This window comes from Halomicrobium sp. HArcht1-1, assembly GCF_058933285.1.
In genome coordinates this window covers 598228-624094 of sequence record NZ_JBZYDL010000001.1, presented here as the reverse complement: position 1 = coordinate 624094, position 25867 = coordinate 598228, and the positions used below count along the sequence as shown (strand labels likewise).

Here is a 25867-nt window from a genome sequence, read left to right as displayed (position 1 = left end):
TGAGGACCTGACGAGCAAAGGCGCGTCGGTCCCGGCCGATCACGCCACGACCCGGTAGACCCCGAACAGCACCAGCACGCCCAGCACGTCACAGACGTTGGTGACGACCGGCACGACCACGTCGTCGGGGTCCAGGCGGTAGCGGTAGGCCGCGTAGGTCGTGACCACGGTGACGACGACGGCGAGCACCGACAGCACGAGGCCGCTCAGGAGCGCGATCAGGACCACGGTGCCCAGTGTGAGCCCAGTCTCGCCCGCGAGGGCGGTCAGTCCCCACGCGCCGGCCCCGACGAGCGGGAACACCGTCAGCGAGAGCCCGATCGTCGCGACGGCGTTGCCCGCGAGGCGGTCGTCGGTCGGCGAAAAGGAGAGCAGGCCGAGGTGAAGCGCCGTCGAGAGCCGGGCGGCCAGCACGCTGCCGAGGTTCCCGCCCATCCCGATTGTCACCGGAACGAGCAAGAGCAGCGACGGCGCGGCCAGCAGCGTCGCCTCGAAGGACTCCAGGACGAGTCCACTGACCAGTTCGATCGCGGTCAACACGCACAGCAGCGGGAGCATCGTCTCCACGATGCCAGACACCGACCACTCGGCCGATCCCTCGACCATCTCAGCCACCCCCGAGGGCGAGCACGATCCGTGCGGCCACGAGCATCGTCGCGATGCCGACCACGTCGCCCGTCGTCGTCACGACCGGCCCGGCGAGCGTGTCGGGGTTGAGTCCGCGACGGTAGCCGACGACGACGACCGTGACGACGGCCACCGTCAGCAACAGTCCCGACAGGAGACCGGCGAGCAACGAGATCGCGACGAGCGTCGCGAGGCCGGCCGACTCGCTGCCCAGGACACGCAACACGACGACGCCCAGCACGGCCGCGAAGCCGCTGACGAGAACGCCGTTTGCCAGCGCGGCGGCGATCGCGGCGTTGAGCCGCTCGTCGCCGAAGCCGAGCGTGGGTTCGATGACGCCCTGGTGGAGCGCAGAGCCGAGCCGCGCGCCCAGCGAGCCGTAGACGTTGCCCCGCGTCGCGAGCAGTGCCGGCACCAGGACCAGGAGACCGGGGACGGCCGCGAGTTCTGCCTCCATCCCCACCAGGACGAGCCCGGCGAACAGGCCGCCGATCGCACTCAACACCAGCACCGGGATCGTCTCCCGGTAGGCCGCCGCGGCGATCTCGCGGACCGTCATTGACGACGGAACGACCGGACAGTCCAAAAAGGGGGTGCATCGCTGCGCGTCGCGGGCCGACAACGTGAGTTGTCACTTGCCGCGGAGAGCGAAGCGGCCGGCGGGTGTGTCTGCGTGCAATCGACCGCCACTCGCATAACGTTTATCTGTCATTTCGACCATAGAGTTTTCAAACAGGCGTTAGTACCGACCCAGTGTACATCATGAAAAATGGTGATGCTGACGACGGCAGCACAGCCGACGAGTCGACCACCGAGTCCGACCCCCGCCCGGACGGCGGCGTCGCGACCGAGGACGGCGTGGCGTACCTGGACGCCGAGGTCAACATCTTCAGTCCGTCGACGCCGTTCATGCGCGACCACCTGCGGATCATCTGGTCGGGCTTCGTCGCGTGGCTGCTCATCGTGTTCGGCCCGGTCTCGCTGACGCCGATCATCCCCGGCGTGATGACGGCACCCATCCCGGTCATCGGGTTCCCGCTGCACTACTTCCTGGTCGGGATCGGCGCGCCAGTCGGCGCGTTGCTCCTGTCGATCTGGTACGCTCGCAAGCGTGACGCGCTCGACGAGGAGTACGGGATCAGCCACGAGACCGAGCCCGAACCGGAGACGGAGGTCGCGACCGCGGCCGACGGAGGGACCGCCGAATGAGCGGCCTCCTCCTCCAGTCGGGCCTGCTCCCGGAGGGACTCGAAATCTCGTTCAAGCTCATCCCCGGGATCATGGTCACGGCCATGCTCTTGCTCTTTCTGGCGGTCGGCTACGTGTTCAAGGTGGCAGACACCGAGGGCATGTGGGTCGCCGGCCGCTCGATCGGCAACGTCGAGAACGGGATGGCGATCGGCGCGAACTGGATGTCTGCGGCCTCCTACCTCGGGATGGCCGCGACGATCGCGCTGTTTGGCTTCTACGGACTGGCCTTCGTCGTCGGCTGGTCGACGGGCTACTTCATCCTCCTGATCTTCATGGCCGCCCAGATGCGCCGGTTCGGGAAGTACACCGCACCGGACTTCGTCGGTGACCGCTTCAACTCCGACGGCGCACGCGCGATGGCGGCCGTGACGACCTTTTTGATCGGGTTCGTCTACGCCATCGGACAGGCCCGCGGGATGGGACTGGTCGGCCTGTACATCTTCGGCGACATCGGCATCCCCGGCCTCTCGGGGTACCAGTCGATGGTCGTGTTGATGATGGCGATCACGGTGGGCTACCTCACGCTGTCGGGCATGCTGGGCGCGACCAAGAACATGACCGTCCAGTTCGTCATCCTCATCGTCGCGTTCCTGGCCGGCCTCTACGCGGTCGGGTACACCCAGGGGTACTCGACGGTGTTGCCCCAGCTGGAGTACGGTCGGTTGATCGGCGCGCTCAGCGCCGAGTTCAGCGAGCCGTTCACCACCGAGAGCTACTACACGTGGATCGCGACGGCGTTCACGCTCGTGGTCGGGACCTGTGGCTTGCCACACGTGCTGGTGCGGTTCTACACGGTCGAGAGCGAGCGGACGGCCCGCTGGTCGACGGTCTGGGGCCTCTTTTTCATCTGCCTGCTGTACCTGAGCGCGCCGGCCTTCGCCGCCTTCGGGACCGACCTCTACGCCAAGGAGATCGGTGCCGTCTACGGCGATCCCGGCATGTCCAGTGCCGCGGGCGACGTGATCGTCGTGCTGGCGACCCAGCTCGCGGGACTGCCCGAGTGGTTCGTCGGCCTCGTCGCCTCGGGCGGGATCGCCGCCGCGATCGCGACGACCGCCGGCCTCTTTATCGCCGGCTCCTCCGCCATCTCTCACGACATCTACAAGGGCCTGATCAACCCCGACGCGACCCAGCGCCAGCAGGTGCTGGTCGGTCGCCTGAGCATCGTCGCGCTGGGCGTCATCACGACGCTGGCCGCGCTCGACCCGGCCGCGCCGATCGCCGCGCTGGTGACCTACGCGTTCTCGCTGGCGGGCTCCGTGCTCTTCCCGATGTTCTTCCTCGGCCTCTGGTGGGAGAACACGAACCGACAGGGCGCGCTGGCCGGGATGTCGACCGGGCTCGTCATCTGGCTCGTCCCGATGATCAACGAGGTCGTCCCGAGCTACGGCATCCTCGCGGGTGCCGCCGGCTCCGACGGCGTGCTCTCGGCGGCCCTCGCACAGTGGCTCCCGGCGATCGGCTCGGCGCTGGTCGCCGCGCCGGTGGTGTTCGTCGTCACGATCGCCGTCTCGCTGGTCACCGACGAACCGCCACTGGAGACCAAACGGATGGTCCGCCAGTGTCACAGCCCGGAACCGATGGGACAACAGCAGACGGCCGAAGAGGTCGTCAGCGGTGCGGAAACGCCAGGTGATGACTGATGTACGACAACATTCTCGTCCCGACAGACGGTAGCGACACGGCCGAGAGCGCGGTCGAGCACGCGATCGACATCGCCACGAAGTACGACGCGACGCTGCACGCGCTCTACGTCGTCGACATCGACGCGACCAACTACTCGCTGGGCACCGAACAGATCGACCGCATCCGTCGGGGCGACCTCGACGAGATGACGGAAGTCACCGACGAGGCCGAGAACGCCACCGGCTACGTCGTCGACCGGGCGGCCGAGCACGGCCTGACCGTCGAGGAACACGTCACGGCCGGCCAGCCCGCGCGGGCGATCCGGAAGTTCGTCGAGGACAACGACATCGACCTCGTCGTGATGGGATCGCACGGCCGGTCGGGGCTCTCGCGGGTCGTCCTGGGCAGCGTCGCCGAGAAGGTGCTGCGCCGGACCCGCCTGCCGGTGCTGGTCGTCGACGCACACGGGGAGGGCGACGAGGCCTGATGGGCGTCCTCGAAACGATCGGCGAACACGTCCAGGAACACCGCTCTGGCATGCTGGTCGACCTGGCCTTCGCGGTGATCTGGGTCACGGCCGTGACCCTGCTGTTCGACCTGCTTGCCGGCCCCCAGTGGGCCTACTACCTCACGATGGGGGCCGGCGTCCTCGCCTACTACGGCTTCTTCTGGTCGCTCGCGGCGGCCAGGAGTGAGGGCGGGGACTGATACTGCCGGCAAGCAAGGATCGGATTCGGAAGCAGTGAGTGACCGGTTGCAGATACCGCAAGACTCGCTGCGCTCGCCTTTCGAGCAATCGATCGTTTTGCTCGTTGACACGCCGAACACGTTGCTTTACTCGCTTCGCTCAATACACTGAAAGCCCTCGCGCCGCTTGACCGCTCCGAGACTCGCTGCGCTCCAGTAGGTGCTTGCTTCGTCTGGGAGGGATCAAGCGCCACTCGCCCTTTCGGTGTCCTGTCCCGATATTGCCCCCGTTGTTGAATACTGCGCCCGAAAACGGAATCGCTTTCTTCCCGAATAGACCTACACCACCCCATGACGCGGCCGTTGTTCGTGCAGTCGCCGTACCTCCGCGTTCTCTTCGGGACGGCGTGCCTGCTGGCACTGCGGGAGGCCGTCGCCCGGTGGCTCTGGGACGCCGACACCGACATCCCCATCGAGCGAGGGTCGTTCGGCGTGCTCTGGACGGCGACGAGCGTCGGCACCGTCGTCGCAGTCGCCGTCCCCTTCACCGGCATCGGCTCGCTGGGCGCGCCCGTCCTCGCCTTCTGGCTCGGGATCGCCACCATGCTCGCGGGCTTTGGCCTGCGGCTCGTGGCGATGCTGGCGCTTGGCGAGCAGTTCAGTCACCGCGTCGCCGTCAAAGACGACCACACCGTCGTCGAGTGGGGTCCGTACCGGTGGGTGCGCCACCCCTCCTACACCGGCGCGGTCGTGACCTACCTCGGGATCGGCCTCGTCACCGGCAACGCGGTGAGCCTCCTCGCGGCGCTGGGGGGCGCGCTGGTCGGGTTCGGCCACCGGATCACCGTCGAGGAGCGGGCGCTCCAGAAACAGCTGGACGGCTACGAGAACTACGTCGACCGGACGCCGTACCGGCTGCTACCGGGCGTCTGGTGAGCGAAATTGAGGGAATGTTGGTTTCGGGGTCGTGATTAGTGATTCTCATCCGTACTCGTCGGTCACAGGCTCTCGGTGTTAATCGATGTAGCGGGCCGCTTTCTCCCAGATCCGATATCATGGAGTTTCATTTCGCTGATTCTTGAGCAGAATACTCTCCATAGTACGGTGTACGAACTGCACAACTGGACCGGAAAACTAGATATACGTCCTATGAATCTAATCGGGCGGAACGATTATATTCTATTCCGAACCCGAACGCCGCTACCATTGCACCAAACACGAAGATTGCAATCGAGGTCTGTAGTTCAATTTGTTCCTGAAGAAGTACCACTGTACTGCTCAACGACCCGAAGATGAGAAAAGCAATAAAGAGCCCGGACCATACTGCAGTACGTTTCGAGGTAGGCGATCCATAGACAAGCTCTGGATATCTGAGCAAGAATTTTGCGACAGTAGTATAAACAATAACATATGCGATAATAAAGGATATCTTCTGTATGAGGAATATATAGACAGCCACTCCGGCAAGCGATCCAACGGCTAACGCCCCAATCCAAGACAAAGTACGAGAGAATTGTGTCGATTCCATTTTCCTGTTTGATATCCTACTATAAGACACAGGTGAATGAGTTTAATTGTTTGTGCTCGTCTGTTGACCCAGATTAGCAAGCGTCCCCTATTTCACAGATGTCTTCCGGAGTTGTGGGGCCGTATTTGAGATTGATCCAACAAATTGCACCAACGGCCAGGGCGCAGGCAATCGGACCGACAATTGTCTTTGCTGTTACGATCATACAGATAGCTCCAGAGGTAGCAGAGCATCCTACCATTCTCGCAATCTCTGCAATTTCCTTGCATTGGCTACAATTTATATCACCCACATACTTATTTTGATCTTGGACTCTAATTTCTCCCTGTTGCTGTACAACTTCATATACTGTCGCGTCCTCATTTTTGATTTCAATCTTATTTTGTCCGGCGAGGTCGATAATATCTTTTTCTAATCTTTCGCGCAATTCCACATACTCTGATCTATTTTTAGCGGCACGAATGTGTCCATGTTTATGGTTGTCCTCTATTTCTTCCACAATTGGACTACTATCGGCAGCTACGGCGCCAGATGCACTGGATACCAATCCTGCGCTCAAGGCGCCAGCACCGAGTTGACTCATGACTTCTCTTCTGGACGGTTTTTTATCTTCTTCTATACTCAGTTTATAATATTAGTAGAGAGCATTAAAAATTTTTGGAGGGTAATATGCGTGGATTACTGGTCTCCCCCTCTCTGCGATAGAAGTTCATTCTGGAGATTGGGAACCCTGTGAGAGGTGCGACACTCTACTCTCTGCGTATCTGGCTTATCGAAGTAATTGGTCGACTCCTTCTCACAAACGTGGCAGAATTACTGACGATGTTCGAGAAGTCAGTCACGAAAGCATACGTCCGATGAGATGGTGGTCATCGATTTGACGGTGAGTGTCGGGGACCGTCCTGGTAATGAAAGAACCCCAGACTGGATCCAGAGTGAAAGCCCAGTAATCGCCGTAAAATGGCCTTTTATACCCGGCATCGGGCATTTCACAAAGAAGTTCTAAACTCACGGTTAGTGGACGGGCACAATAGGCGCCACTCAGTCGCCGAAGGGACCGCCACCGCCGCCCATCCCGCCCATGCCGCCGCCGGGGCCGCCGCCCTGCTGTTGCATCTGCTGCATCATCCGTTCCATGTCGCCCTCGCCCATGCCCTGGAACTGGTTGAGCATCTGGTCCATCTGCTTGTGCTGCTGGAGCAACTCCCGGATGCGCTCCTCGGGCTTGCCCGACCCGCGGGCGATGCGCTCGGTGCGAGACTGGCCGACGACGCGGGGGTTCTCCAGTTCCGCTTCGGTCATCGAGTCCATGATGACCTCGAAGTCTCGCATGCGCTCCTGGGTCACGTCCATGGCGTCGTCTGGCAGCTGGTCCATGAGCCCGCCGCCCAGCCCGGGGATCATGTCCATCACCTGATCCAGCGGCCCCATGTTGTTCATCGCCTCCATCTGCTTGCGCATGTCCTTCAGCGTGAAGGAGCCCTCCATCATGTCCTCGGGCTCCCACTCGCCCTCCTCTTGGCCGGTCTCCTCCATCGCGCGCTCGACGCGCTCGGTGAGCTGCTTCAGGTCGCCCATGCCGAGCAGTCGGGAGATAAAGCCCGACGGCTCGAAGCGCTCGATGTCCTTGACGGTCTCGCCGGTCCCGAGGAAGGCGATGGTGGAGTCGGTCTGGTCGACCGCGGCCAGTGCGCCCCCACCTTTCGCCGTCCCGTCGAGTTTCGTGATCGTGACGCCGTCGATGCCGATGGCGTCCTCGAACTCCTGGGCCTGGTCCTTCGCGGACTGCCCCATCGCGGCGTCGATCACCAGCAGGTTCCGGTCGGGCTCGACCGCCGCGCCGATACGTTCGATCTGCTCGATCAGTTCCTCGTTCAGCCCGTCACGACCGGCCGTGTCGACGATGCGCACGTCGGCGTCTTCGGTGGCTGCCAGCCCGTCGCGGGCGATCTTCACGGGATCGTCGGCGTCCTCGTCGCCGTAGAACTCCACCTCCGCGCGCTCGGCCATCTGCTTGGACTGGTCGTACGCGCCGGGCCGGTCGGTGTCGGTCTGGATGATCGCCGGCCGGAGCCCTTTCTTCGAGAACCACCACGCCATCTTTGCCGCGGTCGTGGTCTTCCCCGACCCGTAGAGGCCGGCGAGCATGATCGTCTGGTTCTCCAGTGGGATCTCGGTGGATTCGCCGACCAGATCGACCAGTTCCTCGTAGACGATGCGCAAGACCCAGTCTCGCGGGGTCGTGCCGGCGGGCGGTTCCTCGTCCAGTGCCCGCGACTCGATGTTGTCCGATAGCTCCTGGACCAGCCCCACGTCCACGTCCGCCTGCAGCAGCGACCGCTGGATCTCCTTGACGATGCCCTCGATGTCCTCCTCGGAGATGCGGGACTTGCCACGGAGATCGTCGAGCGTCCCCCGCAGGGAACTGCCCAGATCGTCGAGTACCATTTGACGGAGATACGCGACCCCGTCGTTAAAGCCTTTGTCTGCTGGGACGAGCCCTCGGCAGTTCCACAGCACTTATATCAGTCGAATTCGGGGCGGAAATATGCCGACTGAATCGCCGCCCTCGGAGCGAAGGCAGAGCCTCGTCGCGGCTCTCCAGTGGGGACTGTGCTGCTCGTTCGTCGTCGACAGTGCCGCGAGTGCGGTCAGGAACTACTACAGGGCGACCTCCGAGGCCTTCCTGCCGCCCCAGTGGGTGTTCGTCCTTCAGTTAGCGACGTTCCCTGCACTGCTCGTCGGCGGTGTCGCCGGGTACTCGTGGCTGCGGACCGACCGTGGGATAACGACCACCGACGCCCACCAGCGGCGGATACGGTTCACCGGCGCCCTCTTCGCCGGTTGGGCGCTCGCGATCGTCCCGACACTGCTCTACCAGAGTGTACTCGGTGACGGACTGTACACCGTGCCGTGGTTTCTGCTGCCGTCCCTGACCTCCCTGTTCGTCCTTTTGATCGCCGACGTGCTGGGCTATCGAACCGATCCCGGGTGGTACGAACAGTACCGGAACGTACTTCTCGGTGCTGTCCAGGGCGCTCTCGTTGGACTCTGTCTCGGGCTCGTCGGGTTCGCGATCTACACGGAGTACCTGCTGCGCTCTCCTGCTCGGAACGTCAGCGTTGACGCTGGGCCGGCGACGATCGGTCTCGCAGTGGCCGGCGCGGCAGTCTGTGCAGGCCTGAACGCTCGGTACGACGGCGGGGACCGGGCCTCAGAGTTCGTCACGCTGCTCGTCCTGTCCGTGTTCGGGCTCTCTCTGGCAACAGTACCGGCACTGTTCGTCCTCAGTGCCGTCGGAATCCCCTTCGGAGCGGCCGGCGGGCTCGTCTATCCCGGTCTGTCGACCGTTTGCGCGCTACTCCTCGCCACTATTCTGGCCTATCGGGTCCGGACGAACGTGTATCGACGGCTGACGGGCCAGTGAGTCGTGCCGTCACCCGAGTGTCACCGGCGACTGTGGTAATTACCCAGCAAATTTATTCGGGCACATCGTCAATCGATAGGCATGTCCAACACCACGGAGGACGAGACGACGGTCAACGACAGTTACTCCGTGACGGTGCCGGCGAGCGTCCGGGACGAACTCGGACTGGAGGCTGGCGACAGACTCCGCTGGCGCGTCACGGACGACGGCGAATTGAGCGTCGAGATCGTCGAACGCCGTCGCGGGGCGTTCTCGGATCTCGATCCCGTCGAAGCCGAGGAACCCACAGACGCCGCCGCCGACCACGACGCAGTCGCCGGAGACTACTGATGGCGACTGCGCTCGTCGACTCGAACGTCCTCATCGCGGCCCGGATCGCGAACGACCGGCACCACGAGGACGGTCGCGCGATCACGGCGGCCATCAAGGCCGGGACCCTGCCGACGGGACGAATCCCGGAGCACGTCCTCACAGAGAGGCTGAACTACCTGCACACGCGGGTCGGCAACGAGACCGCGATCGAAACGCTCGACGCGCTCCAGGCGAGCACAGACTTCGAACTCGACGAGACGACCAGGACCGACTTCGACGGTGGTCGCTCACTGTTCCGACAGTACGACGGACTCTCGCTGACGGACGCGATACTCGTGGCCTACATGCGACGGACCGGCATCGAATACGTCTACAGCTTCGACGACGACTTCGACGCTGTGGACGAACTCACCCGTCTCGACACACCACACGATCCACACAGCTAACTCATGTACCACCAGATCGACCCCGACGAGCTCGACGCGACGCCGGACTACCCCTGTGACCGACGAGCGGTCTCCGACCAGGCGGACACGTCGCTGCTCCACCTCGCCCGGTACACCATGGCCCCCGGCGAGCAACTACCCCGTGTCTACCACGCACACCGCCAGCGCGAGGAGGCCTTCGTCGTGCTCTCGGGGACGCTCCACGTCGAGACGCCCGACGAGGAGTTCGTCGTCCCGGAAGGCGAGGTGTTCGTGGCCGAGCCCGAGAGCCCCCACCGGGCGTACAACCCCGCCGAGGCCGACGGCGACGTGACCGTGATGGGGACGGGCGCGCCCAAGACCGATCCGGCGATCCCCTACGAGGCGGAAGAGTGAGGGTCGGGGCTGGCGTCCTCCGTGGAGCGTTCGACGAAAACGGGCGGTCGCTGCAGTGACCCCAAACGACTTTTTAATGGCCGGGGAAGTCGAGCCATGCACCCGCCGGAGACGCCCCGTAGCAGCGATCCCTACACGTTGCACGGCGACACGATCGACGATCCGTATCGCTGGCTCGAGGACGGTGACGACGACGCAGTCGCGGAGTGGGTCACGGCTCAGAACGAGTACGCCGACGGACATCTCGCGAAGATGCCCGTCCGCGAGGCGCTCCGCCCGCGGATGGAGACGCTCGCCAGCACCGTCGAGTACGAACCGATCGTCCCGGCCGGAGAGCGACTCTTCCAGCGGGTTCGCGGGCCCGAGCAGGACCACGCGGTCCTCACCTGTCGATCGACTTTGGACGACGAGCGCCGGACGCTGCTCGATCCCGACGGGTGGAGCGACGACGGCTCGGTGTCGCTGAACTGGTACACCCCAGGTCCGGACGGCGATCTCGTCGCCTACGGCGTCGACGAGGGCGGCCAGGAGAACTACGACGTCCACGTGTTCGACCTCGCGACCGGCGAAGACGTCGAGGTCCTCGAAGGAATGGGACGGTCGAGCCTCGAAGCGGGCGCCTGGAAGGGCGACGGGTTCTACTACACTGTCACCGGCGGCGCGGACGACGGCGGCCAGCTCGACAAGGAACTGCGCTACCACGCTCTCGGGACCGATCCGGCGACGGATCTCGTCGTGCACGACGAGTTCCCCGACCAGGTCTGGCCGAGCGTCGTCACCGATTCGGGGAGCGATCACGTCGTCGTCCGGTTCGGGACCTGGGACCGGAGCGACCTCTACTCCCTCGACCACGAGAGGGTGCGTGACGCCCACGCGGCGGGAGAGACGGTGGCCCTCGAACCACTGATCGAGGACGTAGACGCACAGTTCGACCCCGAACTGGTCGGTGACGACCTGTACCTCCGGACCACCCACGAAGCACCGAACCACCGGGTCGCACGGCTCGATCTCGGTGCCGGGGAAGCCGGTGTCGAGGCACTCGAGACCATCGTCCCCGAAGACGAGTCGGCGACGGTCGACGCGATCGCAGTGACTGACACGCGGCTATTCGTCTCCCGGACACGGGACGTCGTCTCCGAGCTGGTGGTCATGGATCGCGACGGAAACACCCTCCGAGGCGTGGACCTCCCGGGGAAGGGGTCGATCGATCACCTCGAACCTCGGGTCGACCGTGACGCCGTCTTCGCGACCTACCAGTCGTTCGATCACCCGCAGTCGAGCTGCCGGATCGACGCCGACGGCGGCTTCGAGGTGATCGATCGACCGGCCGTCGACGTGCAAGCACCGCTCGCAGTCGAACAGGAGTGGTTCGAGTCGGCCGACGGCACGTCGGTGCCGGCGTTCGTCGTCCACCGCGAAGACGTCACGCCCGACGGATCGAACCCGGCAGTGCTGTACGGGTACGGCGGCTTCGACATCAGTCTCTCGCCGGAGTTCCGGCAGTACGCGGTTCCCTTCCTGGAAGATGGTGGCGTGCTGGCGGTGGCGAACCTGCGGGGCGGCGGCGAGTTCGGCGAGGAGTGGCACCACGCGGCCCGACGCGAGACGAAACAGCGGACGTTCGACGACTTCGCCGCGGCGGCGGAACACCTCGTCGACCGCGGGTGGACCCACCCCGACCGGTTGGCCTGCCACGGGGGCTCGAACGGCGGGCTCACCGTCGGAGCGACGATCACCCAGCGACCGGAGTTGTTCGCCGCGGCCGTCTGTGAAGTACCGCTGCTCGACATGCTCCGCTTTCACACATCGCTGCTGGGCGCGTCGTGGACGGGTGAGTACGGCGACCCCGAGTCGGCGACCGACTACGAGTGGCTGCGCGAGTACTCGCCGTACCACAACGTCGAGGAACGCGCGTACCCGGAGACGCTGTTCACCACGGCCACGGGAGACACCCGGGTCGACCCCTTCCACGCACGGAAGATGGCCGCGAGGATGCAGGCCCGGGCCGGGGAGAGCCTCGCTCTCCTGAAAACGTACGGCGCGACGGGCCACGGTATCGGGAAGCCCGTCTCGCAGGTGGTCGACGAGCAGTGCGACAAGTGGGGGTTCCTGTACGACCGGCTGCACGTGGACCACGAGAGAGACCGGTGAACGTGACGTGGTGTGGGCGGCGAGTCTACCGAAGACCGATCCGGTGATTCCCCCGTCGAAGAGCGGGTCGGTACGACGACCACGTGAACCCATCACACGGCCACGGAACCGTTAGGAACCTTGCAGACGACGCTTTTCGGTATGCGCAAGATCCACCTCGGCCCGGAACTGGGCGAACTCGCAGACGGCTCCGATCCCGCGATGTCGATCGGCGTCGCGACGGAACGGCCCGGCGGCACGACCCTGGAGCTGTCCGGTCTCGTCCACCCGACCGGATCGGTCGGCGAACAGGCGCGCGGGGCGTTCGAAGTGATCGAGGAGGTCGTCTGTGAGGACCTGGACGGAGCGATGGCAGACGTCACGCGCCTCCGCTTCTACGTGCGAGACGAACAGCTCACCGACGAGAACCGAGGGGAACTCCACGCCCTCCGACGTGAGTACTTCGACGCCCCCGAGTACCCGGCGGCGACGATGGTCGGCGTGGCCTCGCTCGTCCACGACGACGCCGACGTAGAGATCGAGGCGACTGCCTTCGTGCCCGAAGAGTCGTGGGACGTCGAGACGGTGCTCCCGGAGTGAGGGCCGCCCCGAGTGTACATCCTTTTAGTCACCGCCCCACGCAGCCTCGCCCATGACGAACAAACAGGCAGTCGTGGACAGCATCGTCGACAGCGGCGTCACCGCAGTCATGCGCGACATCCCCGAAGACGACATCGTCGACGTGGCCGAAGCGATCCACGCGGGCGGCGTGACGGCGCTGGAACTGACCGCCGACGCCAAGCGCTGCAGCGAGATGATCGCAAAGGTCGACCGCGCGCTCGAAGGGACGGATGCGGTCATCGGTGCGGGCACCGTGATGGACGCCGCCGCAGCGCGCAACGTCATCGAGGCCGGCGCGGAGTTCGTGCTGGCCCCGAACCTCAACGAGGAGGTCATCGAGGTCTGTAATCGCGAGAGCGTCGTCGCCATCCCCGGCGTCATGACCCCCACCGAAGCCGACGCGGCGATGGCCGCCGGGGCGGACATCCTGAAGATGTTCCCCGCCAAGACCGTCGGCCCGAGCCACATCGGCGCACTCCAGGGCCCGCTCGGAGACGTGCCGATCATGCCGACCGGCGGCGTCTCGGCCGACAACGTCGCCGACTACTTCGACGCCGGTGCGGTCGCGGTCGGTGCCGGCTCTGCGCTGGTGAACTACGATGCCATCGAGGCCGGCGACATGGACGGGGTCCGCGAACAGGCCGCGGAGTTCGTTCAGGCTGTCGAGGACGCCCGGAACTGATCGGCGACAGTTCGCGTCGGAGATCGCGAAAAACGGAGGCGCGTACTCAGGCGTCGAGCAGTCGGTCGACGACTTCCTCCGGATCGAACCGTTCGAGATCGTCGTACTCCTGGCCGGTGCCCAGGAAGAGGATCGGTTTCCCGGTGACGTGTGCGATCGAGATCGCCGCCCCACCCTGGGGATCGGCGTCTGCTTTCGTCAACACCGCGCCGTCGATCTCGGCGGCCTCGTCGAACTCGCGGGCCCGGTTGACGGCGTCCTGTCCCGCGACGGCCTCGTCGACGAAGACGGTCATGTCCGGATCGATCACGCGGTCGATCTTCTCCAGTTGGGCCATCAGGTCGTCCGAGGTGTGGAGTCGCCCCGCGGTGTCGCCAAGCACCACGTCGGTGTCGTTCGCCTCGGCGTACTCGACGGCGTCGTAGATCACCGCTGCGGGATCGGACCCCTGCTCGTGGGAGATCAGCGTCCGGCCGAGGTTGTCGGCGTGCTTCTGAAGTTGCTCGTTCGCACCCGCACGGTAGGTGTCGCCGTTCGCGAGCACGGTCGAGAGCCCCTGCCGTTCGAGTCGCTCCGAGAGCTTGGCGATCGTCGTCGTCTTTCCGACGCCGTTGACGCCGGTGAAGATGATGACGACCGGCTTGTCGGCCTCGCGAATCCGCTGCTCGAAGTCGAACTGCCCGACGCTGATCACGTCGTACAGCGACTCGCGGAGCGCGTCGCGGACGAGATTCCCCGTACTGGAGAGACGACGACGCGTCTCGCCGACGAGGTTCGCCTCGACGCCTGAGAGGATCTCTCCGGCGACGCCCATCTCCACGTCGCTTGAGAGCAGAGCAAGCTCCAGATCGTCGAGGTGGCCCTGGAGGTCTTCCTCGTCGATGATCGACTTGCCCGACGCGAAGATCTTGGCTTTCTCGGTCAGGCCGCGGCCGTCGTCGTCCGACGCATCGTCCGCGTCGGCTGCCTGAGCGTCCGCTGTGTCCGCGTCTGCCGAGAGAGCGGCGTCCGTCTGTTCGGCATCGCTCTCGGGAGCCGCGCTGTCTGCCTCGGCAGCGTCTTCCTCGATGGCCTCCTGTGCCTCGTCGTCGACGTCTTCCTCGACATCGGAGGTGAAGCTACCGAGCTTGTCTTTCAGTCCGTCGAACATCGGCCCCTTACTCGTCGTCGCCTTCTTCCTGCTGTTGCATCATCTGCTGCATCTGCTGTTGTTGCATCTGTTGGGCCTGCTGTTGCATCTTCTCGGCCTCGGTTTCGAGCTCGGCGATGTCGGATTCGAGGTCCTCGATGCGGTCGTCGATAGTGTCTTTCTTCGTCTCGAGGCTGTCGATGGCACCGGCTTCCGCGCGCTCTGCGGCGTAGCCGCCACCGAGCGAGACGATGACCTCGTCGATGTCCTGGATCTCGGCACGGAGGTAGGCGTCGCCACCCAGCGGGACCTGCACCGTGTCGCCGCTGTCGAGCGTCTCGATGGCCTCGATGGCCTCGTCGATCTCGGTCTGCTCGTTGCGCAGGGACTCGATCTCCTCTTCGATGGCTTCCTGCTCCTGTTCGATCTGCTCGATCTCCTGTTGAATCTGCTGCATCTGGCCGCCGCCACCGCCGCCACCGCCCATCATTGTGCCACCTCGCTGATCTCGACCTGTGTGCGCTTGAGGCCGTGCTCCGAGCCGAAGGCGGCGAACGCTCGGTCTCGCGCGACGTTCTCGTTCGGTGCTTCGACCGTCTTCTCGAAGTCTTGTGGGCCGTCGCGGGATTCGAACGTCCCGGTGACCGTGAATTCACTCATGACTCTGGATGCGGCGGGGATAGGGAAGTATCTTCTCCTTGCGCGACAGCGAACGGGCGTCGCCGATCGATTCGCGCCCAGCGTGCGGCGTTCGTCGATACTGGTAGTACGTACGAGAACTGTGTGGCGAGAGCGCCACCGAGAGAACACGGAACGAATCGCCGACGACGGGAAACTAGTCGATGTAGCCAAGTGCGTCTTCGATCCGACCCAACTCTGGACCGGACGTGTCGTTGCCGACGACGTAGCCGTTGGTGTTTGCCAGCAGGCCAGAGCCCACCAGCGGTCCGCCGTAGTTGATCGTCCCGATGTCGGCGGGCACGCCCAGGAGCGCTTCGAGAGCGTCGAGCTCCGGGTCTGTCGACTTGGGGTGACAGAGGACGCCGCGGTTCGTCGCGACGGCGGCGGTCCCGACGGTCTCGACATCTGCGAGCGTCCCGCGCTCGACCGGCACGTCGAGTGCGTCCTCGACGACCGAGACGGCGTCGTCCGAGAGCTTCGCGTGGACGTACGCACCGGTGTCGTTACAGAGTACGACGTTCCCGGCGGCGTTGATCCGGCCGGGGAGTTCGTAGACCGGGAGATCGACGGCGTCGGTGATCCGATCGACCTCGCGGTCGCGAACGCGACTGGAGACGAGGAGTCCGTTCTCGTTGCCGGTCGCGAGTGCGCCGACGGTGCCGGAGCCGCCGACGTTGGTCGGGACGACCGGCACGTCGAGTTCGGCACCGAGTGCGTCCTGTAGCGACTGCTCGATGTCGGGGCGAACCAGCAGACAGTCGTCCGTCGCCCGTGCGAAGACACCGACGTACGACGAACCCGAGAAGGCCGCGCGGAGCAAGATTTACTCTGCAGTCTCGGCTTCCACGACGCTCTCGCCCTCTTCGTCGAATCGGGCGGCGCGTACGCGGAGCTTGCTCGGCGGGTTCGAACGACCGCGTTCCCAGATCGCTTCGTTGATCGATGGGTCCAGGCGGACGGCGTCCTCGTCGACGGCGAAGTGCTTCGCGAGGTGTTCGCGGACGATGGACATCGCCTTGTCTGCTTTCTTGTGGTTCGCTTCGGCGTCTGCGTCGCGGAGCGGAACGGTGACGACCCGTTCCTCGAAGTCGTTAGCGCTCATTATTCGTCAGTGTTGCCTCGCCGCCAGTTGCGACGCTTGTGGTTGCGCTGGACATCGCGGTCGGTCTTGAGCATGACCCACGCGGGGATGCGGCTGTTCTGGCGGTCGAGCTTTGCCAGGCGCTTCTTCTGGGCTTTCGATTTGTTGCTCATGATGTGCGTCCCTTCCGCGCCGTAGCTTAAATGTGTGTTCTTTTCGGCCAGCCTTGGCAACACCGTCGACGACCACGACGCTGTGCCGGGAGTTATCAGAGATGGAAACTGGCCAGACAGTATTATGCTGTTGTGATCGTGATAGTATCAGTAATGAAAAGGCGGAGCTTTCTGCGTTCTACCGGCGTCGCAGTGTCGCTCGGAGCCACCGGTTGTCTGGGACTGGGCGGAGAAGCGATCGTGAGCGTTCAAAAGAGCGTCCGCGTCGAGCCCGGTAGCGGCTGGGTCGAGAAGATACCGGACGTGTCCGACACCGGCGGTGCCGTCTCGTATACGGTCCGGTCGGACGACCGGCGCTTCGACGTGTATCTGTTCGTGGGCGAAGACCAGTACGAGCACTACGACGCGTACGTCAAAGACGAGGAGCCCACCGAGACCCCGAGCGGCCACGAGGAGTTCAGCAAGGCCGCGGTCCCGAAGTCGGACGACGGGTCGACCTACGAGGCGTCGACCCAGAACGGCGCACGGGAGTCACTCGACGTGGCCGGCCCCTACTACTTCGTCGTCGACCACTCGAACTATCGGATGGAGAACCGCGTCGACGAGTACGGGGACCCCCTCAGCGCGTTCGTCGACCTCGAAGTCGTCAAGAATCGCATCTAGGCGGCCGCTCCGAAATCGCGTCCCCCGCTGTCGTGGGTCGACCGGCAAAACAGCGACAACAGTCCGTCTCAGACGAACGCCAGTGGCACCATCAAGAGGACGCCGGCAACCGCTCCGGTGACGAGTTCCCTCCGGCCGCCGTCGGGGAGATCACGCCCGTATTCGAGGGCCTCTGGGACGAACTCCGTGACGACGAGATACACCATCGCTCCGGCCGCGAAGCCGAAGCCGAAGGGCAGAAACTCCCGTGCCAGTCGGACGAACGCGAAGGCGATGACCGCACCGATGGGCTGGGGTAGCGACGAGAAGACGGCCCACCACACCATCTTCCACTCGCTGACCCCCAGCGTCCGCAGCGGGATCGAGATGGCGACGCCCTCGGGGACGTTGTGGATCGAGATAGCGACGGTCATGAACACCGCGAGCACCGGGAGTCCGAGGCCGAGGACGGTGACGGTCTCCGCGCCGGCAAGCCCCAGTTCGGCGAAGCTCACGCCGACGGCGACGCCCTCCGGGAAGCTGTGGATCGTCAACACCCCGAGGATGAGGACGAGCTTCTTGAAGTCGGCTTCTTCGAACGCCTCGGGGTGGTGGTCGTAAGAGTCGACCACGCGGTGACCGACGACCACGAGCACGACCCCCGCCAGCAGTCCGGGCACCAGCAGGATCGACGATCCGTAGGCTAATCCTTCTCGGACGAGTCCGAACAGCGACGCCGAGACCATGATCCCGGACGCGACGCCCCACAGCGCGACGTTCCAGCGGTCGCTGAAGTCGTCGACGACGAAAAACGGGATCGCACCGAGTCCCGTGGCCAGCGCCGTGAGCAATCCAGCGACGAAGACCAACACGAGATTCTCGACGAGGCCCATATCGACCCTTGCAGATACGACGGGATAAAAACTATCACTAATCCGATGTTTTTGGGAGCCCTAAATCGGGGGACGGGGAAGTCCTAGTACACCTTCGATTGTCACATCGTCCTTGTACTGGCGGGCAACGGTATAACACATCGAACTGTTCTAACCACCTTTTGGGGAACGCTTATACAGGAATTAGTGGAATTCAGAAACATGTCCACGGTGAAGTCAGTAAATAGTGAAAAGACGTTCGTTATCGAGAGTGCGGTCGGCGACGACGGCTCGGTGACGGTCCGGGAGACCGGCACGACTACCACCCACCACGTGGTCGACTACGCCGACGCGCTGGTCCGCGAGAAGCTGGCGGCGCGGCCGGTCGGCACCACGGTCCGGCTCGCACTCGCGCCGGCCGACTCGGCGGGCGAAGAGTGGATCGCAACCCGGATCAAGCCGGGCGCACCACTCGGGCTGGGTCCCTGATCGGCCGGTCACGACAGCGGCACCGACGCGACCGTCGAGTACAGCGGCCCCGCGTCGGTGTGGACGCTCTCTGTCAGTCTGATCTCCTCGACGTGGCGCGTCCCCACAGTCGGATTGCGCTCGCGAACGAGATCCTGGACCAGTTCCTTGTCACCGGCGTGGTTCATGCGGGCGAGCGTGACGTGTGGCGTGAACTCGTGGTCGGACGGTTCGAACCCCATCGCGGTGGTCCGGTCCTCGATCGCGTCGTGGAGGCGGGTCAGCTGCTCGCTGCCGTCCTCGACGCCCAGCCACACGACGTTGATGTAGTCCAGACTCGGGAAGACGCCGAGCCCCTCGAAGCTGGCGGTGAACGGATCGACGCCGCTGTCGGCGACGGCGGCGTGTAGCTCCTCGACGAGTTCGTCGACACGGTGGGACTCCGTCTCGCCGAGGAACTGCAGGGTGACGTGGGCCTGCTCCGGGTCGACGTGGTTCAGGCCGCTGGCGTCGACGAAGGGTTCCTGGACTGTGGCGACCGCCTCGGACAGCCCGTCCAGTCCGACACTGACGAACAGTCGCTTGCTCATACCGAACGATCGTGCGTCGCCGACTTGAGTCTTCCACAACCACTATTTCGCCCGGCGCACAGGGACCGATATGGAAGACGCTGCCGCCCTGCAACGGACCGTCCGTCGCTGTACGGCGGTCGTCGTGGTCGCCGTGGGACTCCTGGTCGGCGCTGTCAGTTCGGAAGACATCCCCATCGCCGCGCTCCTCGTCGTCGGCGGTCTCCTGTACCTCGCTGTGAGTGCCGTCTACGTTCCGCCAGACGCCGTCGAGTCCGACGCGACCGCCGCGGACGGCGAGTGACGTAGCCCTTAACCATCCTGACCGCCAACCCCGGTGTATGACTGATCGAGAGCGCGACGACCACGAGTTCTCCTCCGGGCAGGGGTTCGACGAGCCCTACGAAGGGTTCGACATCGATCCGCCCGAACTGGCCGTCGACACGGACAAGGTCGATCCCGTCGACTCCCGAGTCGTCACCGACATCCTCGACGAGCAGAACGTCCCGACCGACGCGGTCGACGCCGAGGAACTGCTCGACGTGGGCGTCTCGTACGTCCACATCAACCGCCACGAACAGGCCGCCGAGACCTTCGAACGAGCCGCTCGCTTCGCCGACGACGAGCGGATCGAACAGGAGGCCTGGACCAACAAGGGCGCGGCCCACGCCGAGATGGAAGAGTGGGACGCCGCCATCGGTGCCTACCGGGAAGCCCTCAACGTCGAGGAAGAGAGCGACGCTGGCGGTGCCCCCGGGGACGACGCGCCGAGCGCGAGCAACGAGCACGCGGCCACGGCCGAGACGAACCTCGCGTACGCGCTGTGGGAGTCCGGGCGGACCGAACAGGCGCTGGAACACGCCGAGCGAGCGGTCGAGATCGACCCGCGCTTCGCCGAAGCCTGGTACAACCGCGGCTTCTTCCTGCTGGAGCGTGGGCTGGCCGAGGACGCCGTCGACGCCTTCGACAACGCCACCCGCCTCGGCTTTCGCAACCCCGACATCCTCGAAGAGAAGGCCCGCGCACTGGAGGAGATGGAAGAGTTCGAGCGCGCCGAGAAACTGGTCGAAGAAGCCGAAGAGATGCGCGAAGAGGCCGAACAAGAACTGCTCGAATGATCCTCAACGAACGCGAGACCGACGAAGGGACGCTGGTCTCCGTGTGCGATCCCGACATCATCGGCGAGACCTTCGACGACGGCGAGATCTCGCTGACCGTCGACGAGGGGTTCTACGACGGCGAGGAAGTCGACGAGCAGACCGTCCTCGACAGCCTCTCGCAGTGTACCGTCGCCAACCTCGTTGGCACCGAGACCGTCACGCTGGCGGTCGAACACGGGTTCATCGACGAGGAGAACGTGCTGGACATCGACGGGACGCGCCACGCACAACTGCTCTGGATGTGACGGGACAGAGATCGTCGAGTGGGTGATCGACGGCGGCTCGTACTGGTGGCCGTCCGTCTGGGCGTCATGCGCGTCCGGAGTCATGGACGCCTCGAAACAGTGACGACCAGCGGGAGCGACCTGGCAACGAGCCGACGAACCGAAGGAAAGTTCCCCGTCCGAGCCTACGTTACAGGTAATGAGCCACAGTGAGACAGAGGCCCTCGACGTCGAGTCCATCCGGGACGAGTTCCCGATCCTCGACCGGGAGTTCGACGGAACGCCGCTCGTGTACCTCGACAACGCGGCGACGAGCCAGACGCCCGACCAGGTCATCGACTCGATCAGCCACTACTACCGACACTACAACGCCAACGTCCACCGCGGCCTCCACCAGCTGAGTCAGGAGGCCTCGATCGCCTACGAGGAGGCCCACGACCGGGTCGCGGAGTTCATCGGGGCCAGCGGCGGGCGCAAAGAGGTCGTGTTCACGAAGAACACGACGGAGTCGATGAACACGGTCGCCTACGCGTGGGGACTGGCAGAGCTGGGCCCCGGCGACGAGATCGTCCTCACGGAGATGGAGCACCACGCCGCGCTCGTGACCTGGCAACAGATCGCCAAGAAGACCGGTGCGACAGTGAAGTTCGTCGAGGTCGACGAGGACGGACGCCTCGACATGGACCACGCTCGCGAGCTGATCACCGACGACACCGAGATGGTCAGCGTCGTCCACGTCTCGAACACGCTGGGGACCGTCAACCCCGTCGCCGAACTGGCCGACGTCGCCCACGACCACGACTCGCTGATCTTCGTCGACGGGGCGCAGTCGGTGCCACACATGCCCGTCGACGTGGAGGCCATCGACGCGGACTTCTTCGCCTTCTCTGGCCACAAGATGTGTGGTCCGACCGGCGTCGGCGTCCTCTACGGCAAAGAGCACCTGCTCGACGCGATGCAGCCGTACCTCTACGGAGGCATGATGATCGAGAAGGTCTCGTTCGAGGACTCGACGTGGCACGAACTCCCCTGGAAGTTCGAGGCCGGCACGCCGGTCATCAGCGAGGGGATCGCACTCGCCGAAGCCTGTGACTACCTCGACGAGATCGGGATGGAACGCGTCCACCGCCACGGCACGGAGCTGGCGTCGTACGCCTACGACCGCCTCCAGGCGTTCGACGACGTCGAGATTCTGGGGCCGGGCGGCGACGAACGGGCCGCGCTGGTCTCGTTCACGCTCGACGACATTCACGCCCACGACGTCTCGGAGATTCTCAACGCCAACGGCGTCGCTGTCCGCGCGGGCGACCACTGTACGCAGCCGCTACACGACAAGCTCGGCGTCTCCGCGTCGACGCGGGCCTCCTTCTACATCTATAACACGCGCGAGGAGGTCGACGCGCTGGTCGACGCGCTCGATCAGGCCCGCGAACTGTTCGCATAGCGGACGAGCATCCGCGCCGGAGGCGCGGTCCCGCGAGCGAGGTGCCACGCTCCGTGGGCGACGGCGGCGGCTGGCCCGAGATCAGCGTCAGCGGTCGTCACCGGGCTGGTGGCGCTCTCGGGCGACGTACTGCCACTCGTCGCGGCCGAGGCCGTCCGTGCCGTTCGAGTAATCGAGCTGGTCGTACAGCCCGTTGTAGTTCATGACGCTGTCGTACTCCTCGGTGGAGTACGTCTTGCTGTCGACGCCTTCGGCCCGGCCGTCGAGTCCGAAGGCGTGTCCCAGTTCGTGCATGAACAGCGACGCGGTGAGTTTCGGCGCGTCGAAGGTCTGCATCGCGACGATACCGGGTCGGCCGGCACCGACGTAGCGGGGCTGTCCGTCGTAGGCCACGTCGTCGGCCAGGACGACGTAGTAGTACGCCGAGCCGCTGGCGTCGAAGTAGTCCTCGCGGAAGTCGTACATGTCGTCGCGCGGTCCGGGTCTGTCGGTAGAGTAGACGGTGGCGTTGCTTTCGAGTCCCCCGTCGTCGACGAACACGTGCATGTCGATCCCCGACTCACCGCTCGGGTTCTCGACGGGCGCGTCCGCGAACGTCCGCTCGATCAGGTCGACCGCGGCCTCGCTCAGCTGATTCTCCCCAGTCGCGTCGACCTCGACGTAGATGTCGTGTTCGAGCGGGTCGGCGTCGGGGTACAGCGCGTCGTCGACCTCGGCACCGTCGGGGATACCGTCACCGTCCGTGTCGGGATCCGTCGGGTCCGTTCCAAGGCGGCGTTCCCGCTCGTCGACCAGTCCGTCTGCGTCGGAGTCCGTCGCGTTCACCGACGCGGTCGGACCGTCGGACTCGGTCGCACCGCCGACGCTCTGTCGGCGAGCCGCGGCCCCCTCGGTTTCGGCGTCGTCGGCGTCGACCAGCCGCTCGGCCACCGTCGCACCGCCGGCAGGCCGAACCTGCGTCTCGTCGTCGCTGACCGACACCGCCAGTGTGCCGCTGGCGACCGCCGCGACGACCAGCAGGGCGGTGACGACGTGGATCGGCCCCACGCTCACGGCGTCGGCGAGCGCGGCGAGGCGACGGCGAGCGCCTCGTGGCCGGCTAGCCATCGCCCACCACCCAGCAGGTATCAGAGCCGATACTGCTACATGGGATGCCGTGCTTCGGCCGCCGACGGTAGATGGGTCCTGTCGCCGCCCGAGCGAGTAAGCGGGTCGACAGAGCGATACGCATACGAGTAGAAGGAGGCGACTAACGGAACATAAGACACGCCGTCAAATTATCGGTGCTGATACTGTGTCGCTCCGGGCCTCCCGAGTGCGTGGGCACGGCGCGGCGAGTGGCGCTACCTTTTTGCCGAGTGTCGTAAATCACAGAGTATGAGCCTGAGTGACCGGCTGCGGCGCAGTTTCGTCGCCGGCCTGATCCTCGTCGCGCCGCTGGTCGTGACCGTCTACGTCGTACGGACACTCGCCAACTGGACGCTCCAGCTCGTGGAACCGATCGTCGCCAGTACGCGACTGGCGAGCTACACCGGCGACGACCAGCTGCTGGCCCAGTTCGTCGCGATCGGTGCCGTCCTCGTCGCGGTGGTCCTGCTCGGCTCGCTCGCACAGCGCAACGCCGGCCGGCAGCTGTTCGGCAACGTGGGGCGGATCGTCAACGTCGTGCCGCTCGTGAACACGATCTACACCAGCGTCCGCCAGGTCGCCAACTCGCTCGTCGACCGCGACGAGGCCTACGAGAGCGTCGTCCTCGTGGAGTACCCCCGCGACGGGATCTACTCCATCGGTCTCGTCACCGGCGACAGCCCGGTCGACGTAGACGCCTTCGGTGGGGAATCGGTGTACAACGTCTACTTCCCCAACAGCCCGAATCCCACCGGCGGGCGTCTCGCGCTCGTTCCCGAGAGCGATCTCCACGAGACGGACATGAGCGTCAAGGCAGGCCTGCGCCTGCTCGTGACGACCGGCGTCACCGAAGACGGCGAGCCGAAGTCGATCCCGGCGACACCGGGCGACGACGCTGTCGTCGCCCAGAATGACGTGAACTCCAGGTGACGACCGCAACCACGGACACGTGAGCCTGGCGGGGGTTGACTTCGTGACCAATCGCTGGCTGGTGCAGTGTGGCCGTTTCGGCGAGCGGATTCGATGCCGACTAGTAGCGTCGGCGGCTTGCCTCAGGTATGGCTGCGTTCGATCCCGAGAAGTTCGAGGACAAGTACGAGCACTACTTCACCGAGCTACAGAAGGCCTACAAGCAGGCCTTCGAGGTGATGAACGACCGCTACGACTCCGAACTGATCCACGCCATCGACCAGCAGATCCTCAACGAGTCCGAGCCGGTCTACGAGGGCGACGGCGAGTTCGGGATCGACCTCCCCGAGGACCCGACCGAGCGCCTGACCGCGATCGTCGTCGACGACGAGAAACTGGCGACCGTCCTGGAACGGTACGTCGAGGAACTGGAGTCCCAGCATCGGGAGGTCTTCGGGTTCGAGGGGTAGGCGAGGCATCGCGACCACCGGGAGCGATGCCTCGCCGGACAATCGAGCGGAGAGGAACGACCCGCGAGATAGCGAGAGCCCGAGCGAAGCGAGGGGTCTCCGGACATTCGAACGGCGACCACGCCTCGCCGCTTCCGAGATCCGGAAAATCCATACCCGTCGCCGGCCAACGACGATTCGATGGACGCACCGCTGTGGACCGAGAAACACGCCCCATCGCTCGCAGACATTCCCCAGCCACAGGCCCGCGAGCACCTCCAGGGCGCGATCGAGGAGCCGATGAACCTCCTCGTTCACGGACCGATCGGGTCGGGCAAGACCGCGGCCGTGCGGGCGCTGGCCGAGGAGACCCACGAGAACCCCGACGCCGACCTCGTCGAGATCAACGTCGCCGACGTGTTCGATCTGACCAAGAAGGAAGTCGCCAACGACCCCCGGTTTTCGTCGTTTATCGACTCGAAGCGCCGACGTGACTCCTCGAAGGCTGACCTGATCAACCACGTCCTCAAGGAGTCGGCGAGCTACACGCCGATGTCGGGCTCGTACAAGACGATCCTGCTGGACAACGCCGAAGGGATGCGAGAGGACTTCCAGCAGGCGCTGCGTCGCGTGATGGAGCAGTACTACGAGGCGACGCAGTTCGTGATCGCGACTCGCCAGCCCTCCGCGCTGATCCCGCCGATCCGCTCGCGGTGTTTCCCGATCGTGATGCGTGCGCCGACCCACGAGGAGACCGTCGGCGCGCTCGAACGAGTCGTCGAGAGAGAGGGGGTCGACTACGACGCGGACGGACTGGAGTACGTCGCCGGCTACGCCGACGGCGATCTCCGGCAGGCGGTGCTGGCCGCCCAGACCACCCACGAGCAGGCGGGCGAGATCACGATGAACACCGCCTACGAGGCCCTCAACGCCGTCGAGGCCGACGACCAGGTCGAGTCGATGATCGCGGCCGCCGAGGCCGGTGAGTTCACCGACGCGCGTGCGACCCTCGACGACCTGCTCGTCGACGAGGGCCACAGCGGCGGGGACGTACTCGAAGACGTACTCGAAGTCGTTCGGGCTCGCTACTCGGGCGACCGCGTCGCCGAGATCCACCGGATCGCCGGCCGGATCGACGCCGACCTCGTCGAAGGGACGAGCGACCGGATCCACGTCTCCCATCTGCTGGCCGAGATCGGCGAACTATAGTAACAATTGAAACGATT

General features: G+C 64.9%; 34 protein-coding genes. 21 read left to right on the top strand and 13 right to left on the bottom strand.

All coding sequences use genetic code 11. The annotated features are described in order from the left end of the window. Positions 1-39 precede the first annotated feature (39 nt). On the bottom strand, positions 40-606 hold the full coding sequence (locus tag AC5FRZ_RS03370; protein ID WP_493563854.1) for a magnesium transporter: 567 nt from the start codon (positions 604-606) through the stop codon (positions 40-42). Position 607: 1 nt separating this feature from the next. Further along, positions 608-1186: a magnesium transporter gene (locus AC5FRZ_RS03365; protein WP_170093413.1), complete on the bottom strand. Its 579-nt coding sequence runs from the start codon at positions 1184-1186 to the stop codon at positions 608-610. 203 nt (positions 1187-1389) lie between these two features. On the opposite strand from AC5FRZ_RS03365, the gene AC5FRZ_RS03360 reads away from it, so the two are divergent. From AC5FRZ_RS03360 to AC5FRZ_RS03340, 5 genes are all read left to right on the top strand, one after another. Beyond that, positions 1390-1836, top strand: coding sequence for a DUF4212 domain-containing protein (locus AC5FRZ_RS03360; RefSeq protein ID WP_170095335.1), 447 nt, complete (start codon positions 1390-1392; stop codon positions 1834-1836). Next, positions 1833-3521, top strand: a complete 1689-nt coding sequence (locus AC5FRZ_RS03355; RefSeq protein WP_170093412.1) for a sodium:solute symporter family transporter — start codon at positions 1833-1835, stop codon at positions 3519-3521. The genes AC5FRZ_RS03360 and AC5FRZ_RS03355 overlap by 4 nt, the downstream gene beginning before the upstream one ends. Beyond that, complete coding sequence (locus tag AC5FRZ_RS03350; RefSeq protein WP_170093411.1) at positions 3521-3991, top strand: universal stress protein; 471 nt, start codon at positions 3521-3523, stop codon at positions 3989-3991. The genes AC5FRZ_RS03355 and AC5FRZ_RS03350 overlap by 1 nt, the downstream gene beginning before the upstream one ends. Continuing rightward, positions 3991-4212, top strand: coding sequence for a DUF8119 family protein (locus tag AC5FRZ_RS03345; RefSeq protein WP_153552387.1), 222 nt, complete (start codon positions 3991-3993; stop codon positions 4210-4212). Before AC5FRZ_RS03350 ends, AC5FRZ_RS03345 begins: the two co-directional genes overlap by 1 nt. 330 nt (positions 4213-4542) lie before the next feature. Continuing rightward, the gene (locus AC5FRZ_RS03340) at positions 4543-5127 is read left to right on the top strand and encodes a methyltransferase family protein (protein ID WP_493563853.1); all 585 of its coding nucleotides are present in this window, start codon (positions 4543-4545) and stop codon (positions 5125-5127) included. A gap of 665 nt (positions 5128-5792) precedes the next feature. Here the strand turns inward: AC5FRZ_RS03340 and AC5FRZ_RS03335 are convergent. Then, positions 5793-6302 (bottom strand): halocin C8-like domain-containing protein, encoded by a 510-nt coding sequence (locus AC5FRZ_RS03335; RefSeq protein ID WP_170093409.1) that lies wholly within the window; start codon positions 6300-6302, stop codon positions 5793-5795. A 458-nt stretch (positions 6303-6760) separates the two neighbouring features. Continuing rightward, on the bottom strand, positions 6761-8167 hold the full coding sequence (locus AC5FRZ_RS03330) for a signal recognition particle protein Srp54 (protein WP_493563852.1): 1407 nt from the start codon (positions 8165-8167) through the stop codon (positions 6761-6763). A 100-nt stretch (positions 8168-8267) separates the two neighbouring features. On the opposite strand from AC5FRZ_RS03330, the gene AC5FRZ_RS03325 reads away from it, so the two are divergent. The 7 genes from AC5FRZ_RS03325 (at position 8268) to AC5FRZ_RS03295 (ending at position 13712) form a co-directional block, all read left to right on the top strand. Further along, complete coding sequence (locus AC5FRZ_RS03325) at positions 8268-9146, top strand: hypothetical protein (RefSeq protein WP_372479676.1); 879 nt, start codon at positions 8268-8270, stop codon at positions 9144-9146. An 81-nt stretch (positions 9147-9227) separates the two neighbouring features. Then, positions 9228-9476: an AbrB/MazE/SpoVT family DNA-binding domain-containing protein gene (locus tag AC5FRZ_RS03320; protein ID WP_153552382.1), complete on the top strand. Its 249-nt coding sequence runs from the start codon at positions 9228-9230 to the stop codon at positions 9474-9476. Then, positions 9476-9904: a type II toxin-antitoxin system VapC family toxin gene (locus AC5FRZ_RS03315; protein WP_493563851.1), complete on the top strand. Its 429-nt coding sequence runs from the start codon at positions 9476-9478 to the stop codon at positions 9902-9904. Before AC5FRZ_RS03320 ends, AC5FRZ_RS03315 begins: the two co-directional genes overlap by 1 nt. Positions 9905-9907: 3 nt before the next feature. Beyond that, complete coding sequence (locus AC5FRZ_RS03310) at positions 9908-10279, top strand: cupin domain-containing protein (protein ID WP_493563850.1); 372 nt, start codon at positions 9908-9910, stop codon at positions 10277-10279. 96 nt (positions 10280-10375) lie between these two features. Then, a complete protein-coding gene (locus AC5FRZ_RS03305) occupies positions 10376-12430 on the top strand; it encodes a prolyl oligopeptidase family serine peptidase (protein ID WP_493563849.1) in 2055 nt (684 codons plus the stop codon). A gap of 141 nt (positions 12431-12571) precedes the next feature. Then, complete coding sequence (locus AC5FRZ_RS03300; protein WP_493563848.1) at positions 12572-13009, top strand: RidA family protein; 438 nt, start codon at positions 12572-12574, stop codon at positions 13007-13009. A gap of 52 nt (positions 13010-13061) precedes the next feature. Further along, a complete protein-coding gene (locus AC5FRZ_RS03295; protein ID WP_170093405.1) occupies positions 13062-13712 on the top strand; it encodes a bifunctional 4-hydroxy-2-oxoglutarate aldolase/2-dehydro-3-deoxy-phosphogluconate aldolase in 651 nt (216 codons plus the stop codon). A 46-nt stretch (positions 13713-13758) separates the two neighbouring features. Here AC5FRZ_RS03295 and ftsY read toward each other — a convergent pair whose 3' ends face one another. The 6 genes from ftsY to AC5FRZ_RS03265 all read right to left on the bottom strand — a co-directional run bounded on the left by ftsY (position 13759) and on the right by AC5FRZ_RS03265 (position 16776). After that, positions 13759-14862 carry a signal recognition particle-docking protein FtsY gene (gene ftsY, locus AC5FRZ_RS03290; protein WP_493563847.1) on the bottom strand — a complete coding sequence of 368 codons (1104 nt, stop codon included), beginning with the start codon at positions 14860-14862 and terminating at the stop codon, positions 13759-13761. A 7-nt stretch (positions 14863-14869) separates the two neighbouring features. Further along, entirely contained in the window at positions 14870-15331 is a 462-nt protein-coding gene (pfdA, locus tag AC5FRZ_RS03285; RefSeq protein ID WP_170093403.1) for a prefoldin subunit alpha, read from the bottom strand. Next, on the bottom strand, positions 15328-15501 hold the full coding sequence (gene rpl18a / locus AC5FRZ_RS03280) for a 50S ribosomal protein L18Ae (protein ID WP_170093402.1): 174 nt from the start codon (positions 15499-15501) through the stop codon (positions 15328-15330). The genes pfdA and rpl18a overlap by 4 nt, the downstream gene beginning before the upstream one ends. A gap of 175 nt (positions 15502-15676) precedes the next feature. Next, complete coding sequence (locus AC5FRZ_RS03275; protein WP_372479679.1) at positions 15677-16342, bottom strand: translation initiation factor IF-6; 666 nt, start codon at positions 16340-16342, stop codon at positions 15677-15679. A gap of 3 nt (positions 16343-16345) precedes the next feature. Further along, the gene (locus tag AC5FRZ_RS03270) at positions 16346-16624 is read right to left on the bottom strand and encodes a 50S ribosomal protein L31e (RefSeq protein WP_153552375.1); all 279 of its coding nucleotides are present in this window, start codon (positions 16622-16624) and stop codon (positions 16346-16348) included. Further along, positions 16624-16776, bottom strand: coding sequence for a 50S ribosomal protein L39e (locus AC5FRZ_RS03265; protein WP_015762202.1), 153 nt, complete (start codon positions 16774-16776; stop codon positions 16624-16626). Before AC5FRZ_RS03265 ends, AC5FRZ_RS03270 begins: the two co-directional genes overlap by 1 nt. 153 nt (positions 16777-16929) lie before the next feature. Between AC5FRZ_RS03265 and AC5FRZ_RS03260 the strand changes: the two genes are divergently transcribed. Then, positions 16930-17439 (top strand): hypothetical protein, encoded by a 510-nt coding sequence (locus AC5FRZ_RS03260; protein WP_206039132.1) that lies wholly within the window; start codon positions 16930-16932, stop codon positions 17437-17439. Between the two features lie 68 nt (positions 17440-17507). Here AC5FRZ_RS03260 and AC5FRZ_RS03255 read toward each other — a convergent pair whose 3' ends face one another. Then, positions 17508-18311 (bottom strand): ZIP family metal transporter, encoded by an 804-nt coding sequence (locus AC5FRZ_RS03255; protein ID WP_170093400.1) that lies wholly within the window; start codon positions 18309-18311, stop codon positions 17508-17510. 201 nt (positions 18312-18512) lie between these two features. Here AC5FRZ_RS03255 and AC5FRZ_RS03250 point away from each other — a divergent pair, with 201 nt between their 5' ends. After that, positions 18513-18779 carry a DUF7999 family protein gene (locus tag AC5FRZ_RS03250; RefSeq protein ID WP_493563846.1) on the top strand — a complete coding sequence of 89 codons (267 nt, stop codon included), beginning with the start codon at positions 18513-18515 and terminating at the stop codon, positions 18777-18779. Between the two features lie 8 nt (positions 18780-18787). Here the strand turns inward: AC5FRZ_RS03250 and thpR are convergent, their stop codons facing one another. Then, positions 18788-19348 carry an RNA 2',3'-cyclic phosphodiesterase gene (gene thpR, locus AC5FRZ_RS03245; protein WP_170093398.1) on the bottom strand — a complete coding sequence of 187 codons (561 nt, stop codon included), beginning with the start codon at positions 19346-19348 and terminating at the stop codon, positions 18788-18790. Positions 19349-19418: 70 nt separating this feature from the next. Here thpR and AC5FRZ_RS03240 point away from each other — a divergent pair, with 70 nt between their 5' ends. The 4 genes from AC5FRZ_RS03240 (at position 19419) to AC5FRZ_RS03225 (ending at position 22155) form a co-directional block, all read left to right on the top strand. Beyond that, positions 19419-19631 carry a hypothetical protein gene (locus AC5FRZ_RS03240; protein WP_170093397.1) on the top strand — a complete coding sequence of 71 codons (213 nt, stop codon included), beginning with the start codon at positions 19419-19421 and terminating at the stop codon, positions 19629-19631. Between the two features lie 37 nt (positions 19632-19668). Beyond that, entirely contained in the window at positions 19669-20445 is a 777-nt protein-coding gene (locus AC5FRZ_RS03235) for a tetratricopeptide repeat protein (protein WP_493563845.1), read from the top strand. Next, positions 20442-20732, top strand: a complete 291-nt coding sequence (locus tag AC5FRZ_RS03230; protein ID WP_015762209.1) for a DUF424 domain-containing protein — start codon at positions 20442-20444, stop codon at positions 20730-20732. Before AC5FRZ_RS03235 ends, AC5FRZ_RS03230 begins: the two co-directional genes overlap by 4 nt. A gap of 178 nt (positions 20733-20910) precedes the next feature. Next, a complete protein-coding gene (locus AC5FRZ_RS03225) occupies positions 20911-22155 on the top strand; it encodes an aminotransferase class V-fold PLP-dependent enzyme (RefSeq protein WP_170093396.1) in 1245 nt (414 codons plus the stop codon). A gap of 87 nt (positions 22156-22242) precedes the next feature. Here AC5FRZ_RS03225 and AC5FRZ_RS03220 read toward each other — a convergent pair whose 3' ends face one another. Further along, entirely contained in the window at positions 22243-23262 is a 1020-nt protein-coding gene (locus tag AC5FRZ_RS03220) for a hypothetical protein (protein WP_493563844.1), read from the bottom strand. Between the two features lie 270 nt (positions 23263-23532). On the opposite strand from AC5FRZ_RS03220, the gene AC5FRZ_RS03215 reads away from it, so the two are divergent. The 3 genes from AC5FRZ_RS03215 to AC5FRZ_RS03205 all read left to right on the top strand — a co-directional run bounded on the left by AC5FRZ_RS03215 (position 23533) and on the right by AC5FRZ_RS03205 (position 25850). Then, positions 23533-24213, top strand: coding sequence for a DUF502 domain-containing protein (locus AC5FRZ_RS03215; protein WP_170093394.1), 681 nt, complete (start codon positions 23533-23535; stop codon positions 24211-24213). Between the two features lie 128 nt (positions 24214-24341). Continuing rightward, the gene (locus tag AC5FRZ_RS03210; RefSeq protein ID WP_493563843.1) at positions 24342-24662 is read left to right on the top strand and encodes a DUF5783 family protein; all 321 of its coding nucleotides are present in this window, start codon (positions 24342-24344) and stop codon (positions 24660-24662) included. Between the two features lie 180 nt (positions 24663-24842). Next, entirely contained in the window at positions 24843-25850 is a 1008-nt protein-coding gene (locus AC5FRZ_RS03205; RefSeq protein WP_493563842.1) for an AAA family ATPase, read from the top strand. The last annotated feature ends 17 nt before the right edge of the window (positions 25851-25867 follow it).

Coding starts and splice junctions, on each gene's coding strand:
- AC5FRZ_RS03370 (WP_493563854.1), bottom strand. CDS start 606: ATGGTCGAGGGATCGGCCGAGTGGTCGGTGTCTGGCATCGTGGAGACG.
- AC5FRZ_RS03365 (WP_170093413.1), bottom strand. CDS start 1,186: ATGACGGTCCGCGAGATCGCCGCGGCGGCCTACCGGGAGACGATCCCG.
- AC5FRZ_RS03360 (WP_170095335.1), top strand. CDS start 1,390: ATGAAAAATGGTGATGCTGACGACGGCAGCACAGCCGACGAGTCGACC.
- AC5FRZ_RS03355 (WP_170093412.1), top strand. CDS start 1,833: ATGAGCGGCCTCCTCCTCCAGTCGGGCCTGCTCCCGGAGGGACTCGAA.
- AC5FRZ_RS03350 (WP_170093411.1), top strand. CDS start 3,521: ATGTACGACAACATTCTCGTCCCGACAGACGGTAGCGACACGGCCGAG.
- AC5FRZ_RS03345 (WP_153552387.1), top strand. CDS start 3,991: ATGGGCGTCCTCGAAACGATCGGCGAACACGTCCAGGAACACCGCTCT.
- AC5FRZ_RS03340 (WP_493563853.1), top strand. CDS start 4,543: ATGACGCGGCCGTTGTTCGTGCAGTCGCCGTACCTCCGCGTTCTCTTC.
- AC5FRZ_RS03335 (WP_170093409.1), bottom strand. CDS start 6,302: ATGAGTCAACTCGGTGCTGGCGCCTTGAGCGCAGGATTGGTATCCAGT.
- AC5FRZ_RS03330 (WP_493563852.1), bottom strand. CDS start 8,167: ATGGTACTCGACGATCTGGGCAGTTCCCTGCGGGGGACGCTCGACGAT.
- AC5FRZ_RS03325 (WP_372479676.1), top strand. CDS start 8,268: ATGCCGACTGAATCGCCGCCCTCGGAGCGAAGGCAGAGCCTCGTCGCG.
- AC5FRZ_RS03320 (WP_153552382.1), top strand. CDS start 9,228: ATGTCCAACACCACGGAGGACGAGACGACGGTCAACGACAGTTACTCC.
- AC5FRZ_RS03315 (WP_493563851.1), top strand. CDS start 9,476: ATGGCGACTGCGCTCGTCGACTCGAACGTCCTCATCGCGGCCCGGATC.
- AC5FRZ_RS03310 (WP_493563850.1), top strand. CDS start 9,908: ATGTACCACCAGATCGACCCCGACGAGCTCGACGCGACGCCGGACTAC.
- AC5FRZ_RS03305 (WP_493563849.1), top strand. CDS start 10,376: ATGCACCCGCCGGAGACGCCCCGTAGCAGCGATCCCTACACGTTGCAC.
- AC5FRZ_RS03300 (WP_493563848.1), top strand. CDS start 12,572: ATGCGCAAGATCCACCTCGGCCCGGAACTGGGCGAACTCGCAGACGGC.
- AC5FRZ_RS03295 (WP_170093405.1), top strand. CDS start 13,062: ATGACGAACAAACAGGCAGTCGTGGACAGCATCGTCGACAGCGGCGTC.
- ftsY (WP_493563847.1), bottom strand. CDS start 14,862: ATGTTCGACGGACTGAAAGACAAGCTCGGTAGCTTCACCTCCGATGTC.
- pfdA (WP_170093403.1), bottom strand. CDS start 15,331: ATGATGGGCGGTGGCGGCGGTGGCGGCGGCCAGATGCAGCAGATTCAA.
- rpl18a (WP_170093402.1), bottom strand. CDS start 15,501: ATGAGTGAATTCACGGTCACCGGGACGTTCGAATCCCGCGACGGCCCA.
- AC5FRZ_RS03270 (WP_153552375.1), bottom strand. CDS start 16,624: ATGAGCGCTAACGACTTCGAGGAACGGGTCGTCACCGTTCCGCTCCGC.
- AC5FRZ_RS03265 (WP_015762202.1), bottom strand. CDS start 16,776: ATGAGCAACAAATCGAAAGCCCAGAAGAAGCGCCTGGCAAAGCTCGAC.
- AC5FRZ_RS03260 (WP_206039132.1), top strand. CDS start 16,930: ATGAAAAGGCGGAGCTTTCTGCGTTCTACCGGCGTCGCAGTGTCGCTC.
- AC5FRZ_RS03255 (WP_170093400.1), bottom strand. CDS start 18,311: ATGGGCCTCGTCGAGAATCTCGTGTTGGTCTTCGTCGCTGGATTGCTC.
- AC5FRZ_RS03250 (WP_493563846.1), top strand. CDS start 18,513: ATGTCCACGGTGAAGTCAGTAAATAGTGAAAAGACGTTCGTTATCGAG.
- thpR (WP_170093398.1), bottom strand. CDS start 19,348: ATGAGCAAGCGACTGTTCGTCAGTGTCGGACTGGACGGGCTGTCCGAG.
- AC5FRZ_RS03240 (WP_170093397.1), top strand. CDS start 19,419: ATGGAAGACGCTGCCGCCCTGCAACGGACCGTCCGTCGCTGTACGGCG.
- AC5FRZ_RS03235 (WP_493563845.1), top strand. CDS start 19,669: ATGACTGATCGAGAGCGCGACGACCACGAGTTCTCCTCCGGGCAGGGG.
- AC5FRZ_RS03230 (WP_015762209.1), top strand. CDS start 20,442: ATGATCCTCAACGAACGCGAGACCGACGAAGGGACGCTGGTCTCCGTG.
- AC5FRZ_RS03225 (WP_170093396.1), top strand. CDS start 20,911: ATGAGCCACAGTGAGACAGAGGCCCTCGACGTCGAGTCCATCCGGGAC.
- AC5FRZ_RS03220 (WP_493563844.1), bottom strand. CDS start 23,262: ATGGCTAGCCGGCCACGAGGCGCTCGCCGTCGCCTCGCCGCGCTCGCC.
- AC5FRZ_RS03215 (WP_170093394.1), top strand. CDS start 23,533: ATGAGCCTGAGTGACCGGCTGCGGCGCAGTTTCGTCGCCGGCCTGATC.
- AC5FRZ_RS03210 (WP_493563843.1), top strand. CDS start 24,342: ATGGCTGCGTTCGATCCCGAGAAGTTCGAGGACAAGTACGAGCACTAC.
- AC5FRZ_RS03205 (WP_493563842.1), top strand. CDS start 24,843: ATGGACGCACCGCTGTGGACCGAGAAACACGCCCCATCGCTCGCAGAC.